This is a genomic window from Acinetobacter sp. BIGb0102, from assembly GCF_003815055.1.
In the GTDB taxonomy this organism is placed as follows: Bacteria; Pseudomonadota; Gammaproteobacteria; order Pseudomonadales; family Moraxellaceae; genus Acinetobacter; species Acinetobacter vivianii.
The window spans coordinates 488,550-503,695 of sequence record NZ_RKQE01000011.1; the positions used below are offsets into that span (position 1 = coordinate 488,550).

Here is a 15,146-nt window from a genome sequence, read left to right on the forward strand (position 1 = left end):
ATCTGAGCGAAGATAAACAAAGCAACGCTTTGTCTGAGCGTAAAACGAGTAGCTATGCTACGAATGTGGTATCGGAAGTGAACCTTACGGATGACAATGCTTTTGCCCTTACGAAGCTTCAAGCGCTTCTCAGGGCGGAACCAAAGTAAGTCCAGCCGAAAGCTTATCCTATCATTTAATCAAAATTCGCTAAGACCCCGCTGAATGAGCAAATCTATTATTAAGGACGATACAGATGAAAATGAAAACACTGGCAACATTGATGCTGCTTGTTAGCCCTCTATTGATGGTTCAAAGCGTACAAGCACAGGACAATCTGCACAAACAGGTTGAATTATCTGAACTGGCAAAACTGCCTGTGAAAACTATTGTACCAATTACGGCCAAAACCAAAGAGCAGGCGATTGCACAGGCAAAAGTAATTGCCGCCAATGCTGATGCGGATCTTGCTGAATTCCGGATTGATTTACTGAGCTTTGCCAGTGATAGCAAGCAAGTGATTGCCTTGGGGCATGAATTAAAACAGATTCTCGGTACTAAGCCGATGATTGCCACCATTCGTACTCATAATGAAGGCGGGCAACTGACCATTAGTGATGCAGATTATGGCAAGACCTATCAGGCTTATTTACAGCAGCCATTTATGGATATGCTGGATGTGGAAATGTTCCGCGATCAGCAAATTGTGAAGAATACGGTCAAATTAGCACATGCGAAAAAAGTGCTGATTGTGATGTCGAATCATGATTTTCAAAAAACACCCGCTGAGGCTGAAATCATTAAACGCTTGCTTAAGCAAGATGAGTTAGGGGCGGATATTCTTAAAATTGCAGTCATGCCACAAAGCAAACAGGATGTATTTACACTCATGAATGCGACATTGAAAGTCAGTCAGCAATCTAAAAAGCCATTACTTACCATGTCGATGGGTAAACTTGGGACGATTTCCCGCATTGCGACGGCCAATATGGGCGGCAGCTTCAGTTTTGGCATGATTGGTGAAGCTTCAGCACCAGGTCAGATCGACGTCACGCAACTGAAACAGTTTTTAAAAACGGTTCAACCTACACAATGATTTAAAAAGGATTTTTAGACATGAAAGCAATTTACTTACGTTTAAGCACTTTAGCTGTGGCGATGGCGGTTTCGGGAATGGCAGCAGCAGAAACTTATGTTGTTGATCGTTATCAAGATGATAAAGATAAAGGTTCTTTGCGTTGGGCAATTGAACAAGCCAATAGCAAGCCGACAGAGGCCAGCGAGATTCTGATTCAGGCAGTAGGCAAGGCGCCTTATGCTATTAAGGTCAACAGTCCATTACCTGAGATCAAAGCGCCTGTAAAAATCATTGGGACGCAATGGGCAAAAACAGGTGAGTTTATTGCAGTCGATGGATCGAATTATATTAAAGGAACAGGTGTTGAAGCCTGCCCTGGTGCAGTTGAAGGGCAGTTCGGAACCAATGTCCGTACCACAACTTTGCCTGGTATTGTATTGCGCGATATCAATGGTGTAACCATTCAAGGGCTGGAAATCCGCCATTTCTGTATCGGTATTCTGATGAACCGTGCCAGTAATAACCTGATTCAAAATAACCGTATCATGCATAACTACGGCGGCGCAGGTGTGATGCTGACGGGTGATGATGGCAAAGGTAATCCAACAGCGACCACAACCAATAACAACAAAGTGCTGAATAACTATTTTCAGGACAATGGTGATGGTCTTGAGTTAACTCGTGGCGCCGCATTTAATCTGGTGGCTAACAATCATTTTATTTCAACAGCAGCAAATCCTGAACCTTCACAGGGCATTGAGATCCTGTGGGGCAATGACAATGCGGTGATCGGCAATAAATTTGAAAATTACTCAGATGGCTTACAGATCAACTGGGGTAAGCGTAACTATATTGCTTATAACGAGCTAACCAATAATTCCAACGGCTTTAACCTGACCGGTGATGGCAATATCTTTGATAGTAATAAAGTACATGGCAATCGGGTCGGCATCGCGATTCGTTCCGAGAAAGACGCGGATGCACATATTACATTGACTAAAAACCAAATCTGGAATAATGCTAAAGAGATTAAACGTTGTGAAGCAGGCGGAAGCTGCGTACCGAATCAACGTGTAGGCGCGATTGTTTTTGATGTTCCTGGACTGGAACATGCGCATTATGTGGGTTCGCGCGGTCATGGCGTCAAGATTGATCCTGCCAACTTGCAGAAGACCTGTAAACAGGCCAATGAGCAAGGCTGTAATGCACAACCGAACCAGAATATTCAGGCACCAAAATTAACCTTGTCTCAAGGACAAATTGCAGTCGAAGTAAAAGGGCAGCCGAATCAGCGTTATCAGGTCGAGTTTTTTGGAAACTCATCGGCAAATTCAAATGAAGCAGAGTTTTATTTAGGTTCAGCGGTTGCTGCAACCAATGCACAAGGAACTGCAACGCTGACTTGGAAACCAACAGCGCAAGTTGCTTCAGTGACAGCAAATATCACTGACCGTGTAGGTGCGACATCTGAACTCAGTTCAGCTGTGAAACTGAAATAAACGGCAAGGAGGCTGAATATGAAATCGAATGCATTATTGCTCAAAATGAGCTGTCTGGCAGTTGCGGTATGTGCTGCTCAAGCTAGTTTTGCAGATCAGCCGTGGTCACAGGATCGCCAATGGCTACTGGGTGACTGGGATGGCCAGCGTCAGCAACTGGAAAAAGAAGGCTATAAATTTACGGCCTCAATCATGAGTCAAAGTGCCACTAATCTGGATGGTGGTTATGACGATAACAATACTTTTAAAAATGCAGCGCAATTGTCTTTAGGCGCCAATTTTGATTTAGAGAAAATTGCAGGCTGGAAAGATACCAGTGCCAGTCTTTTAATCACCAAACGTGATGGTAATGCGCTAACGCTGGATCGGATTAAAGATCCTCGTTCTAGTGCGCTAGGCAATTCACAGGAAATCTACGGTCGCGGCAAAATCTGGCGTTTGAGTCAGGCATGGGTGAAAAAGGGCTTTGTTGATAATACGGTTCAGTTCAAGATTGGTCGTATGGGCATGTCAGAAGATTTTAATGGCTCGCAATGCGAATTTCAGAACCTGTTACTGTGTGGCGGTCAGCTTGGAAAGTCGATTGGTTCAATCTGGTACAACTTACCTGTTGGATTATGGGGCGCCAATGTTAAATATCAATTCGCACCTGAATGGACGCTGGGCGTAGGTGTCTATGAGGTCAATCCAGACAATGTTAAAACTGATGGGAATAGTGATGGTTTTAATTTGGATATGGACCACGTCAAAGGGGCGACCATTCCTGTAGAACTGGCATGGCGACCAAAACTTGCTGCCTTTAATGGCTTGTCTGGTGAGTATAAAGTCGGGGCACTGTATTCAACTGCTGAAGCAAATGATATTGCGACCGTGGGCAAGGTACATGATGGTAAACATAGTTTCTGGCTCAATGCACAACAACAACTCAGCCAAAAAGGCGACGATCCAAAACGTGGTTTGTACGTCAGTTTCAATGCCGTGGTGAATGATAAAGCCACTACAGCAGTCAACAGTACCCAGCAACTGGCACTTTGGTACAAAGGGCCTTTTGATGGTCGTCCAAATGACTCAATTGGCTTTGGTATTGCCAATTACCTCGTAAATGATCGTTATAAAGATCGTCAGATTGAAATTAACCAGAGTCGTGGTTATGACCAATACGATGCGCTTGCTGCAGATTATGTACCCGTTCAGCGTGATGAGCTTAATGTTGAGCTGAATTACACTTATCAGTGGTCACCTGCGGTCATGTTAAGACCGAACCTGCAATATATTCATCAACCTGCTGGTGTTAAAGAAGTCGATGATGCATGGGTTGCAGGTTTGAGCATGCGCGTGAATTTCTAATACAGGAGTATGACAGATGTCTGAATCTTCAAGCTCGCATACCATATTGAAAATATGGTGTTTTATTTTAGGTCTGGTTTTATTGCTGACAGGACTGTTTTTTACAGTCGGTGGCGTAAAGCTGGCGACCTTAGGCGGATCATGGTATTTCGTGATTTCAGGTATATTAACACTGATCGCGGCACTTTTTATTTTTAAGAAAAAAGCGCTAGGTATCTGGTTATTTACATTGGTATTTGCGGGAACAATAGTCTGGTCGTTGTTTGATGCTGGCTTGGAGTTCTGGCCTTTATTTTCTCGACTGATGTTTCCCGCAGGCTTATTTGCGGCCCTGATGTTTACTTTACCTGCCATTCGTCGTTATCAATTTCAACCAAGTGCAGATTTACCTGCTTATGGTCTCGGAATATTGACGGTTATTGGTATGGTGATTGGCCTTTATCAGATGTTCCAGCCACATCCAACCGTGACGGCTTCTGGTGAGGCATTACCACTGATTCCTGTAAAAACGGATATGAAGCAGACCAACTGGGCGAATTATGGTCAGGATTCAGGGGGGAGCCGTTTTGCTGCACTGGATCAGATCACACGCGATAATGTGCACCAGTTGAAAGAAGTCTGGCGTTTCCGTACGGGTGATTTCACCACAGGTTCGGGAAATGGTGCAGAAGATCAGATGACGCCGCTACAAGTGGGCAATAAGATTTTCCTATGTACCCCGCATAACAACATTTTTGCGTTAGAAGCTGATTCAGGTAAACAACTCTGGAAAGCGGAAGTCAATTCCAAATCGGATGCATGGGAGCGTTGTCGTGGTGTTGCTTATTTTGACTCAACGCAAGCACTGGTTCAGCCGACTCTAGCGGGAGCGACACCTGTAAAAGCGGTGGCAAACAATACCTCATGCCTACGTCGTGTTTATACCAATACACCAGATGGTCGCTTAATTGCAGTCAATGCAGATACGGGCGAACGTTGTAAAGACTTTGGTGTAGAAGGCACCGTTGACTTGCTCAAAGGCTTGGGTGAGGGAACCACAGCACCACGTTTTGAAGTCACTTCAGCACCAACCATTGCGGGTACGGTGATTGTAGTGGGTAGTCGTATTGCCGATAACTTTGCTGCCGATATGCCGGGTGGTGTAATTCGTGCATACGATGTCATTACAGGTGAATTACGTTGGGCTTTTGATCCTCGCAACCCTGATCCAAACTATGTGTTGAAGGATGGAGAAACTTATAAACGTAGTTCAGCAAACTCATGGGCAGCGATGTCTTATGATCCGCAGATGAACACGGTATTCTTGCCAATGGGTAGCTCATCTGTCGATGTCTGGGGCGGTAATCGTCAACCACTGGATCACAAATACAACTCATCCGTTCTTGCTTTAGATGCAACTACAGGTAAGGAAAAGTGGGTCTATCAAACGGTGCATAATGACCTCTGGGATTTCGATTTGCCAATGCAACCAAGCTTGGTGGATTTCCCAATGAAGGATGGTAGTAATAAGCCTGCTGTGGTGATTGGTACTAAATCAGGCCAGTTCTTTGTATTGGATCGCGTAACAGGACAGCCATTAACCAAAGTGGTTGAGCAAGCGGTGAAGCCTGCAGATATTCCGGGAGAACAATACAGCCCGACACAACCACGTTCGGTAGAAATGCCACAGATTGGTAACCAGACCTTAACTGAGTCTGATATGTGGGGGACTACACCGTTTGACCAATTGATGTGCCGTATCAACTTCAAATCAATGCGTTATGAAGGCTTGTTTACCGCACCGGGTACGGATAAATCATTAAGCTTCCCAGGTTCTCTAGGCGGCATGAACTGGGGCAGTATTGCCTTTGATCCAAGCCATCAATATATGTTCGTCAATGACATGCGCTTAGGCCTGTGGATTCAGTTGATTGAACAAACACCTGAAGATCTGGCTGTTCAGGCCAATGGCGGTGAAAAAGTCAATACAGGTATGGGCGCGGTACCTATGAAAGGTACGCCGTACAAAGTCAATAAAGATCGTTTCTGGTCGAAATTGATGATCCCTTGCCAAAAACCACCGTATGGCACCATGACCGCCGTGGATATGAAAACCCGTCAGGTTGCATGGCAAGTGCCAATGGGAACTGTACAGGATACTGGCCCGATGGGAATCAAAATGGGCTTGCCTGTTCCGATTGGTATGCCAACCATTGGTGGTCCAATGGCAACTCAAGGTGGTTTAGTGTTCTTTGCTGCAACTCAAGATTATTACTTGCGCGCACTGGATTCATCTTCGGGCAAAGAGCTTTGGAAATCACGCTTACCAGTGGGCAGCCAAGGTACACCAATCAGTTATGTGTCACCGAAATCAGGTAAGCAATATGTATTGATTACTGCGGGTGGCGCGCGTCAATCGCCTGATCATGGGGATTATGTGATTGCGTATAGCTTGAACTAAATCCTTATTTACCGTTAAAAACATAAAACGGCAATCCCCAGTGATTGCCGTTTTTTTATTTAGATATCCAGCTCATTTTTAATAAATGCTATTGAAAGCTTCACGCATAATAATTGGCATAGTCATTGCTTAATTTAATACATCTGGTCTGACCAGTCAGACAATGCGTTAAATTGGAGCAGCGATGCAGCTAGAAACATTCAATCAACTGGACTCAGTGGAAGCAGGGCGTGTGTTACAAGCGTGTGTACATATCCCGACTTGGGGTTCTGAACTGGTACAACAACGTCCTTATCTGTCTATAGACCAGCTTTATCAAATTGCTGATGCACAAGCCCAGACATGGTCATGGTCTGATATTGCAGAAGCTTTGGCACAACATCCGCGCATTGGTGAGAAAAAAGCAGCATCGGTTTTGTCTGAAAAAGAACAGCAATTTTCTCAACGTGAACAAGCCCAAGTTGAAACAGACGCTGTCGTACAACTCGCGCTATATCAGGGCAATTTAGATTATGAGCACAAATTTGGACATATTTTCCTGATTCGCGCTGCGGGTCGTTCGGGGCAACAGATCTTGTCTGAACTACAACGTCGATTGCTCAATACGGTTGAACAAGAGCAAGCCGAAGTAAAACAACAGTTGGCTGAAATTGCCTTGATTCGTTTAAAACAGGAGATTCAATAATGGCGGGTATTAGCACACATATTTTAAATGCATCACTTGGTCAGCCAGCTCGTCAGGTATTGGTGAAATTACGTCAGGAAATCAATCATCAATATATTTTGCTGGATGAACAGTTCACAGATGCAGATGGTCGTATTCCTGCATTCAAAATCGACTCATTCATCCAAGCCAATTATCAATTGATTTTTGAAGTGGGGGATTATTTTCAGGCTTTGAACACAGACAGTTTTTATCCAAGCGTCTGTATCGATTTTAAGGTCGTGGATACGCAACAGCATTATCACGTGCCTCTATTGATCAGTCCTTTTTCATATTCAACTTATCGTGGTAGCTAAATCAACGCAAGCAATGTGGACCTTATGAATTTAATTTGAGGAATTAACCATGCATCAAGACAACACACATCCAGAACGAGATGAACTTATCTCGGCAGAACATCAATATTTAGGCATGAATAAAAACATCTTATATGGTTTACAACATGTGTTGACTATGTATGGTGGAATCATTGCACCGCCATTGATTATTGGAGCCGCAGCAGGTCTCGAAGCTTCAGAAATTGGATTACTGGTCGCTGCTGCCTTATTTGTAGGTGGTCTGGCGACGGTTATACAAACCATAGGTTTTAAACATTTCGGGGCAAAATTACCGATTGTACAGGGTGTTTCTTTTGCAGGCGTTGCGACCATTCTGGCTATTGTGAGTACGGGTGGAGGATTAGCATCTGCCTTTGGTGCTGTGATCGTCGCCTCTTTAATTGGTTTATTGCTGACGCCATTTTTCGCAAAAATCATTCGCTTCTTTCCACCTGTAGTGACGGGTTGTGTGATTACTATGATTGGTATTTCCCTGATGCCTGTTGCGATCCGCTGGATTATGGGCGGTAATCCTAAAGCTGAAAACTGGGGTGATCCAGCCAATGTCGGTTTAGCGGTGATGACGCTGGCGATTGTGATTATTTTTAGTATGTTGCGTAGCCAGATTCTACGTCGGCTCGCAATTTTGGCGGCAATTATTCTAGGGACTGTGCTTGCTTATATTGCTGGATTTACTGATTTTTCAAAGGTTGCTGCAGGTTCTATTTTTGCATTTCCTAGCTTCTTTCATTTCGGTTCTCCTGTATTTGAGTTTTCTGCCATTCTTTCCATGACAATTGTGACCTTGGTGATCATGACGGAAACCACGGCCGATATTATTGCGATTGGTGAAATTGTTGGAACTAAAGTGGATTCGAAACGTATTGGTGATGGTTTGCGCGCGGATATGTTATCAAGTGCAATTTCTCCGATCTTTGGTTCATTTATGCAAACAGCTTTTGCTCAAAATGTCGGGCTGGTTGCCATTACAGGAGTGAAAAGCCGTTTTGTGGTGGCGACTGCGGGTGGCATTTTAATTATTCTGGGATTATTGCCGATCGTGGGGCGTCTGGTTGCCTCGATTCCCATGCCTGTTTTGGGCGGTGCTGGCATTGTGTTATTTGGTACAGTTGCCGCAAGTGGTATACGAACCTTAGCCAAAGTTGATTATAACGATCACAAAAACCTGATTATTGTGGCGACTTCACTGGCAATTGGCATGATACCCATCGTTAATCAGGAGTTCTATGCACAATTCCCAACTTGGGTAAAAACCTTATTACATTCAGGCATTAGCTCGGCTTGTATCACAGCCATTTTGCTTAACATCATTTTTAACCACTTACCATTAAGTAAAAAGTCTGTTGATGTCGCTACGGTGCCTCTAAATTCAGGGCATTGATCGAGATTGATTTGAGACTGTTGTTTTAATCTAACCACACTTTTTATTCGAAAAATTTAAAAGTTGCTTATTCAACACTGAATAGGTCTAGAGGAGTTTTTGTCTTGAAAAAGCCAAAAACAAGATTTTAAAGACCTAAAGCGATTTTTAAATGAAATCTTATGGGGAATTTTATGAGAAATTTTAAATTAAAATCAGCAATGCTTATGTTCGCTATGACTTCAGCTATGCAGGCATGGGCGGCTGATACCAGTCTAAATCATCTGTTGAATCTGCAACAAGATTGTCAGGCGGGTGATGGACTGGTAGCGGCATTTGCCTGTGGAAGTGTTCATGGCGCAGTGAAATCGACCTATTACTCACTCAATAATGCTTATTTTGTGGATAATCTGAATCAGGATACGGCTGTCATCGGCGGCTATATTAAATATGAAACAGCGCCTTTTTATGGCATACAGGCAGGTGTTGGATATGATATACAACGCCGATTAGATGAGAAAAATAAAAATGACGAAGTACCTGAACTGCAAGAGGATCGAGATGGTCTGGCAGAAGCTTATTTAAGTTGGAAGAATGATTTAGCCAGAGTGACCATTGGTAATCAGCGTCTCAATTTACCGTTTATGGGAGATTATGCAGACCGTCGTGTTTTGATGTTTTTATATCAGGCAGCCGATGTTCAGATTGGAAACAATGACGATTTCTTGCGTCTGACCAAAGTTAATAAATATAAAAGTTATGGCGAAGATGAGTTCACAAAAAGCGCTCGTCAAAACTCGAATCTGGAAACCGATGGTGTCTGGTCAGTGGGTGTCGGGAAGGGGTTCAACTTAGCCGAAGATCGGAGTCTAAAAACGCAGTTATGGTATCAAAGTTATGATGACTATACCCGTTTGATCTATACACAAGCTGATTTGGCAATACCGAAGATTAAATATGCTCCTGAATTTTCACTGCAATATATTTCAGGTAAAGATCAAGGCAAAGCTTTAGCTGGTGAGGTAAATAGTCAGATTTTTGGTGCACAGGCGGCAGTTAAGCTATTACCTAAGGCGACTTTAAAAGTTGCATATAACTACATTAAACCGGATCGGGAGGGGTATTTGAATGGCGCACTTTTAACGCCTTATGCTGCCAAAACCTCTTCAGGTGAAATTTTTGCTCAGCCATTTTTTACCAGTACTCAGGATTTAGGTGCGGGTAATGCCTTTATGTTGTCTTTGGAAGGCAAAGTGTCTGATCAGGTGATTGCTGGAGCGCGTTATTCTTTTATGGATTTAAAGGAAGCAGAGCATGTTGCCAGCCGAAACCAATCTGAATATATGCTGTTTGGGATTTATAATTTTACAGGAGCTTTAAAAGGTTTTAGTGTCAGTAATTTTGCGGGTATCCAAACCTCTCCACGTTATGACAAGAATTTCTTACAGAACCGTTTTGCATTGACTTATAAATTCTAAGGTGTCAGCTGTTCAATCAATGCATATTTCAATAGAGATATGCATTTTTTATTTCCTACAAGCCTAAAAGGCAGTTGAAAAAAAGCCCCCTTAATAGGGGGCGACCATTAAAAAAGTTCTAATCGAGTGGGTTACCAACGATATTGCTTATAATCCCTTGCATAATATGTGAACCCTGTTCCTGATAGAGAGACTGATACCATTCTTGGGTCACTTGAGGGTCTTTCATATGAGTGACATCACAGCGTTTACGCGCTCTTAAGACCATTTCCTTAGTACGATCATTACGTTTGTTTTGATAACGTGCCAATGCATCTTCCAGACCAAAGGTATTAATTTGCAGGGCACGAGCAAGATAAATCGCATCTTCCATGGCCTGACAGCCGCCTTGTCCAATATCAGGCGTAGTGCTATGTGCTGCATCGCCTAATAACACGACACGTCCTTTGTAGAAGTCCATAAACGGTTCAATATCGTGGATTTCAACACGGTTGGTTTTATGTGCATCTAAACGGTCAATGAGTTTTTGTACAGGTTCACACCAACCTTTAAAATGGGCCTTTAGCTCTTGTTTATAATAGGCACGGTCATTAGTTAGCCCTGCATCTAATGGCACATCAAAAAAGAAATAGAAACGGTTTTGTGCAACAGGCATCAGCGATACGCGTTTACCTTCACCAATATAGGTTGTCCATTGCATGGCAGGTGCAATGGTTTCATCAATTTCGACCAATCCGTTCCAGTTCACATAACCTGCATAACGACGTTCGACTTGATAGCCGAGTACAAATTGTCGGGTGAGGGAATGTGTACCATCTGCACCAATCAGTAAATCAGCTTTAATCTGAGAATCATCCTGAAAATGAATGGTCACCTCATCTTGATGCGTTTCAATCGCGGTCATTTTCATGCCCAGTTTGATATCTTCCAGACCAAATTGCTGCATTAATAAATGCTGTAGATCGGCTCGGGCAACAGGATAGGCACGTTGTCCAACTTCCTTGTATAAAGGCGACAAGCTGAATTGCGTCATGGTTTGCTGACTGAGACCATCAACATAGGCCAAAGATTCCATTTGACCGCCTAAGGCCTGAATCTGGTCGGTTAAACCTAAATAATTAAGACACTTCACTCCATTTGACCAAAGTGAAATCGCTGCACCTACAGGTAAGATCTCGGCCGCTTGTTCATAGATGGTAACTTGATGCCCAAATTTTTTTAAAGCGATACCCGCAGTTAGACCACCCATACCAGCACCAACAATTGCAATATTCATTGTTCAGATCCTAAATATTTAAAAAGTTTCTAAACAGTTCTAAGCGAGAAGTGTGCCAATTTTAACAACTGGTTTTACTGGTCATACCAGATGGTTTGCTTTATTAAAATACATAATTATTGAGCTTGCATTGATGTGGTTCGGGACATGATGCAAAGTGGTGCGGGGTAATGATTTAAGCAATTAATTTGAGTGGTTTGGTGACATTCAATTGGGATGTCGAGAGAAATATACGCCCGCACGTTGTGCCGCACCAATAATATGCGCTTGCATGGCTTTTTCAGCCGCTTCTGCATCTTGTCTAAACAAGGCTTGTAGAATCAGCTCATGTTCCTGAATGGTTTTAAATGCCAGATTCGGCTGAACAAAAGGCAGAATCTGACTCTTTTTAATCCATTCGGTATGCATTTTAAGTGTTTGAATAATAGATTGATTATGGCTCAATTCAATAATGTGCTGGTGAAAAGCATAATCTGCCTCAGAAGCTGTTGTCCAGTCTTGTTGTTTGATTGCAGCGGCAAGCGATTGGTAATGTTGCTCTAAGGTCGATTTATCATTTTCAGTTAAATATTCACAAGCCAGTAGGGCACAAAAACCTTCCAGTACATAGCGTAATTGATAGAAATCTTTGAGTGAAACGCGGTGTTCACCTTCCCATTGCTCAGCAGCCTGACTATGTTTTGAAATAACGTAAACACCTTTGCCAGCCTTGATTTCCAATAATCCCAAGGCAGCAAGACGTGTTAAAGCTTCACGCAATGAAGCCCGACTGATGCCTAACTGGACGGCAAGATCGCGTTGCGAAGGGAGTGTTGAATCGACAGGGTAAGTACCTTGCTGAATGCGTTGATGAATCACTTCCACAGCTTGCTCAGTCACCTGAGATGATTTTCCATTGAGCATTGCTTGTGGACTCATAAGCCACGTACCTTATCTTTAAAATGAACAATTTGATTCTACACAAAATTTCTATTTTTGTTGTTGTTCCTGATAAAAAATCGCTATATTTTGATAACAGGTCAGACCAGTTGGACTGGTTTTTGCATAACAGAATAGAAATGAAATGTTCAGGATTGATCGATGACAGTGCATATTGCCAAAACAGTAACTTTACCGAGCCATTTTCAAGCGTTAACTAATCTTGCTGATGCCCGAATTGGTGCAACGATTGTGAGCTGTTCAGACGAGTTCTTTGCACAGGCAGAAAGAATGTTGCAAAGCACGCCAGCTCAATTTGTTGAGGGAAAATATGATGACAATGGTAAATGGATGGACGGATGGGAAACCCGACGCAAGCGTGAAGCTGGTTATGATTGGTGTATTGTCCGTCTAGGTGTGGCAGGGCTGGTATCTGGATTTGATATTGATACTTCTTTCTTTACAGGAAATTATCCAGCTTCTGCCTCGGTAGAAGGATGTTATGCACCAGACAATCAATTAGACAATATTGAATGGATACCCTTATTAGAAAATTCGGTTTTATCTCCAGACCAGCATCATTTTTTTGATTGTAGTGCACAGAAAATCACGCATATTCGCATTAACATTTTCCCGGATGGCGGGATTGCCCGTTTAAGGGTGTATGGTCGTGTGGTGGTCGAAAATGTAGATACATCCCAGCAGATCGACCTGATTGGTTTAAAAAATGGCGGACGTATTGTGGCTTTTAGTGATGCACATTTCGGGCATCCAAATAATTTGCTCAATCCTGATCGTGGTTTAAACATGGGTGATGGCTGGGAAACCAAACGCCGTCGTGCACCTGGTTTTGATTGGTGCATTATTGCTTTGGGACAAGCTGGATTAGTTGAAAAAATTGAAGTCGATACCGCATATTTTAAAGGTAATTTCCCAGCATTTTGTTCAATACAAGCGACTTATATTGAAGATACAACCGATGCACAACTGATTCCACAGAGTATGTTCTGGCCATTTTTATTGGAACAGCAACCTTTAACAATGGACAATATTCATGAATATCTAGCAGAAGTCATTCAACATCAAAAAGTGAACTATATCCGCGTCAATATGATTCCTGATGGTGGCATTAGCCGGATTCGTTTATGGGGAAAAGTGGTTTAGTAATTTCTCATGAGTAATCGCCTCATTGTGATTCAATGGGGCGATAAGAAATGGCAGAGAATAAACATATGCATGAAAAAAATATTGAGATTCAACCTTTAACTCAGGACAGTTTTGCTCCTTTTGGCGATGTGATTGAAAAAAGTGGTAAAGACTTTATTCCAATTAATCAGGGACTCACTGAACGTTATCACGCAGTATCACTGGCACAATGTTCAGGTGATCATGTTGCTGTTGGGATGAGCATTTTTCATAATCTGTTTGCGACATCAATTCCATTCCAAATTGAGATGTTAGAACGGCATCCGTATGGTTCGCAGTCTTTTATTCCTTTACAGCAGCAGAAATTTATTATTGTTGTGGCGTTACCATTTGACAAAACACGACCTGATGAACAGCTAATTTATGCTTTTATCAGCAATGGACAGCAGGGAATTACCTATCATCAAGGGGTATGGCACCATCCTTTAATTACCTTAGAAGCAAACAGTGATTTTTTAGTGGTAGATCGGATTGGTGGCGGCAGTAATTGCGATGTGCATCATTTATCTCAACCTTTATGGATTACTGAAGCTTTAGCACAGTCAGAGATCATCAATCTCTGACTATATATTGAAAAATATATTGACTTTAGAATATTGGAAGGAGATTCATTTTAATTTAGAATCCTAAAGCATATTAATATTCGAATCTTTTTATTTTTTAATTAAGATTTTTTGTATATAACCTAAATATTTATTTCTATTTTTTATGTCAACAAAACGCTATGTAGCAAGAGAGTTGCTTGAACAGCATACAAAGCAAAAGAAGCAAGAAAAATTAGAACAAAGACGTTTGGCGCTTGAACAACAAGCTAAAGAAAAAAGACAGGCCAAAATACATATTGCCCTTTTGATTATTGTATTCGTTTTACCGCTATTTTTATTTCCCGCATATCCACGCAATCATTGGCAGTATGAGGTTTATCGTTATATCACAGAGCAGATGTTGATTACGGTGGGGACTAAAGGTCCATTGCCATTTTTTACTATTCTTTCAAGTATTTATTGTACTGTTTTAGCCTTTGTTTTGGGTTGTTACATGTGCCTGTTATTTATTAAGAAAGTAGGCGTAAGCAAGGCGTTTCAGGAAAAAATTTATCGTAAATTCTTTCAAGCTGAGTTTGAGGCATCGAAGAAACACCCGTGGCTGGAGAAGCCATTGATTAAAAAAACAATTGTTTCAGGGATATTTTTATTCTGCTTTATCATGGGGATGAGTCATTTTCTTTTAGAGAATATCTCCTTTCAGGATGGTAGTCGTAGAGGTGCACTTATCCAGTTCGGTTATAATTATCGGATTGGTGTGCTTTTTTGGGAAAGTACGTTTAGTGTCTTTACTATATTCCCGTTTTTTTATTTTGGTTTTTTATTTATTTATCTTTTTAATTATTTCTTCCGAGGTTTAGGTACGGGAAAAATCATTATCCCTCAAAAAAAAACCAAGAAAAGAAATCAGAAGAGATCACACAAAATATCATAAACACGACTATAGATGATAAAAATA

The 15,146-nt window shown here is 42.0% G+C and carries 13 protein-coding genes; 11 read left to right on the forward strand and 2 right to left on the reverse strand.

From position 1 onward, the window contains the following. Positions 1–235: 235 nt before the first annotated feature. From aroD to EC846_RS08545, 8 genes are all read left to right on the forward strand, one after another. The gene (aroD, locus tag EC846_RS08510; protein WP_005258201.1) at positions 236–1,075 is read left to right on the forward strand and encodes a type I 3-dehydroquinate dehydratase; all 840 of its coding nucleotides are present in this window, start codon (positions 236–238) and stop codon (positions 1,073–1,075) included. Positions 1,076–1,095: 20 nt separating this feature from the next. Beyond that, the gene (locus EC846_RS08515) at positions 1,096–2,556 is read left to right on the forward strand and encodes a right-handed parallel beta-helix repeat-containing protein (RefSeq protein ID WP_123774874.1); all 1,461 of its coding nucleotides are present in this window, start codon (positions 1,096–1,098) and stop codon (positions 2,554–2,556) included. Between the two features lie 18 nt (positions 2,557–2,574). Continuing rightward, the gene (locus EC846_RS08520) at positions 2,575–3,903 is read left to right on the forward strand and encodes a carbohydrate porin (protein ID WP_123774875.1); all 1,329 of its coding nucleotides are present in this window, start codon (positions 2,575–2,577) and stop codon (positions 3,901–3,903) included. 16 nt (positions 3,904–3,919) lie between these two features. Continuing rightward, a complete protein-coding gene (locus tag EC846_RS08525) occupies positions 3,920–6,343 on the forward strand; it encodes a glucose/quinate/shikimate family membrane-bound PQQ-dependent dehydrogenase (protein ID WP_123774876.1) in 2,424 nt (807 codons plus the stop codon). A gap of 184 nt (positions 6,344–6,527) precedes the next feature. After that, on the forward strand, positions 6,528–7,028 hold the full coding sequence (gene uraD / locus EC846_RS08530) for a 2-oxo-4-hydroxy-4-carboxy-5-ureidoimidazoline decarboxylase (protein WP_069579239.1): 501 nt from the start codon (positions 6,528–6,530) through the stop codon (positions 7,026–7,028). Beyond that, positions 7,028–7,363, forward strand: a complete 336-nt coding sequence (uraH, locus tag EC846_RS08535) for a hydroxyisourate hydrolase (protein WP_047428280.1) — start codon at positions 7,028–7,030, stop codon at positions 7,361–7,363. Before uraD ends, uraH begins: the two co-directional genes overlap by 1 nt. Positions 7,364–7,412: 49 nt before the next feature. After that, complete coding sequence (locus EC846_RS08540; protein WP_047428279.1) at positions 7,413–8,786, forward strand: nucleobase:cation symporter-2 family protein; 1,374 nt, start codon at positions 7,413–7,415, stop codon at positions 8,784–8,786. Between the two features lie 173 nt (positions 8,787–8,959). After that, positions 8,960–10,243, forward strand: a complete 1,284-nt coding sequence (locus EC846_RS08545) for an OprD family outer membrane porin (RefSeq protein ID WP_123774877.1) — start codon at positions 8,960–8,962, stop codon at positions 10,241–10,243. Positions 10,244–10,361: 118 nt separating this feature from the next. On the opposite strand, the gene hpxO is transcribed toward EC846_RS08545, so the two are convergent. Both hpxO and EC846_RS08555 read right to left on the reverse strand, forming a co-directional pair. Continuing rightward, on the reverse strand, positions 10,362–11,519 hold the full coding sequence (gene hpxO / locus EC846_RS08550; protein WP_047428273.1) for an FAD-dependent urate hydroxylase HpxO: 1,158 nt from the start codon (positions 11,517–11,519) through the stop codon (positions 10,362–10,364). Positions 11,520–11,726: 207 nt separating this feature from the next. Continuing rightward, positions 11,727–12,437, reverse strand: a complete 711-nt coding sequence (locus EC846_RS08555) for a FadR/GntR family transcriptional regulator (protein WP_005258192.1) — start codon at positions 12,435–12,437, stop codon at positions 11,727–11,729. Positions 12,438–12,599: 162 nt separating this feature from the next. On the opposite strand from EC846_RS08555, the gene alc reads away from it, so the two are divergent. The 3 genes from alc to EC846_RS08570 all read left to right on the forward strand — a co-directional run bounded on the left by alc (position 12,600) and on the right by EC846_RS08570 (position 15,122). Continuing rightward, entirely contained in the window at positions 12,600–13,601 is a 1,002-nt protein-coding gene (alc, locus tag EC846_RS08560) for an allantoicase (RefSeq protein WP_123774878.1), read from the forward strand. 68 nt (positions 13,602–13,669) lie between these two features. Then, positions 13,670–14,206, forward strand: a complete 537-nt coding sequence (locus tag EC846_RS08565; protein ID WP_123774944.1) for an ureidoglycolate lyase — start codon at positions 13,670–13,672, stop codon at positions 14,204–14,206. Positions 14,207–14,351: 145 nt separating this feature from the next. Continuing rightward, entirely contained in the window at positions 14,352–15,122 is a 771-nt protein-coding gene (locus EC846_RS08570) for a hypothetical protein (RefSeq protein ID WP_123774879.1), read from the forward strand. Positions 15,123–15,146: the final 24 nt, after the last annotated feature.

What these genes read in the sequence shown, in the direction of transcription:
- EC846_RS08540 (WP_047428279.1), top strand. Translation starts at nt 7,413, where the DNA reads ATGCATCAAGACAACACACATCCAGAACGAGATGAACTTATCTCGGCA.
- uraH (WP_047428280.1), top strand. Translation starts at nt 7,028, where the DNA reads ATGGCGGGTATTAGCACACATATTTTAAATGCATCACTTGGTCAGCCA.
- EC846_RS08520 (WP_123774875.1), top strand. Translation starts at nt 2,575, where the DNA reads ATGAAATCGAATGCATTATTGCTCAAAATGAGCTGTCTGGCAGTTGCG.
- EC846_RS08565 (WP_123774944.1), top strand. Translation starts at nt 13,670, where the DNA reads ATGCATGAAAAAAATATTGAGATTCAACCTTTAACTCAGGACAGTTTT.
- EC846_RS08555 (WP_005258192.1), bottom strand. Translation starts at nt 12,437, where the DNA reads ATGAGTCCACAAGCAATGCTCAATGGAAAATCATCTCAGGTGACTGAG.
- uraD (WP_069579239.1), top strand. Translation starts at nt 6,528, where the DNA reads ATGCAGCTAGAAACATTCAATCAACTGGACTCAGTGGAAGCAGGGCGT.
- aroD (WP_005258201.1), top strand. Translation starts at nt 236, where the DNA reads ATGAAAATGAAAACACTGGCAACATTGATGCTGCTTGTTAGCCCTCTA.
- alc (WP_123774878.1), top strand. Translation starts at nt 12,600, where the DNA reads ATGACAGTGCATATTGCCAAAACAGTAACTTTACCGAGCCATTTTCAA.
- EC846_RS08545 (WP_123774877.1), top strand. Translation starts at nt 8,960, where the DNA reads ATGAGAAATTTTAAATTAAAATCAGCAATGCTTATGTTCGCTATGACT.
- hpxO (WP_047428273.1), bottom strand. Translation starts at nt 11,519, where the DNA reads ATGAATATTGCAATTGTTGGTGCTGGTATGGGTGGTCTAACTGCGGGT.
- EC846_RS08570 (WP_123774879.1), top strand. Translation starts at nt 14,352, where the DNA reads ATGTCAACAAAACGCTATGTAGCAAGAGAGTTGCTTGAACAGCATACA.
- EC846_RS08515 (WP_123774874.1), top strand. Translation starts at nt 1,096, where the DNA reads ATGAAAGCAATTTACTTACGTTTAAGCACTTTAGCTGTGGCGATGGCG.
- EC846_RS08525 (WP_123774876.1), top strand. Translation starts at nt 3,920, where the DNA reads ATGTCTGAATCTTCAAGCTCGCATACCATATTGAAAATATGGTGTTTT.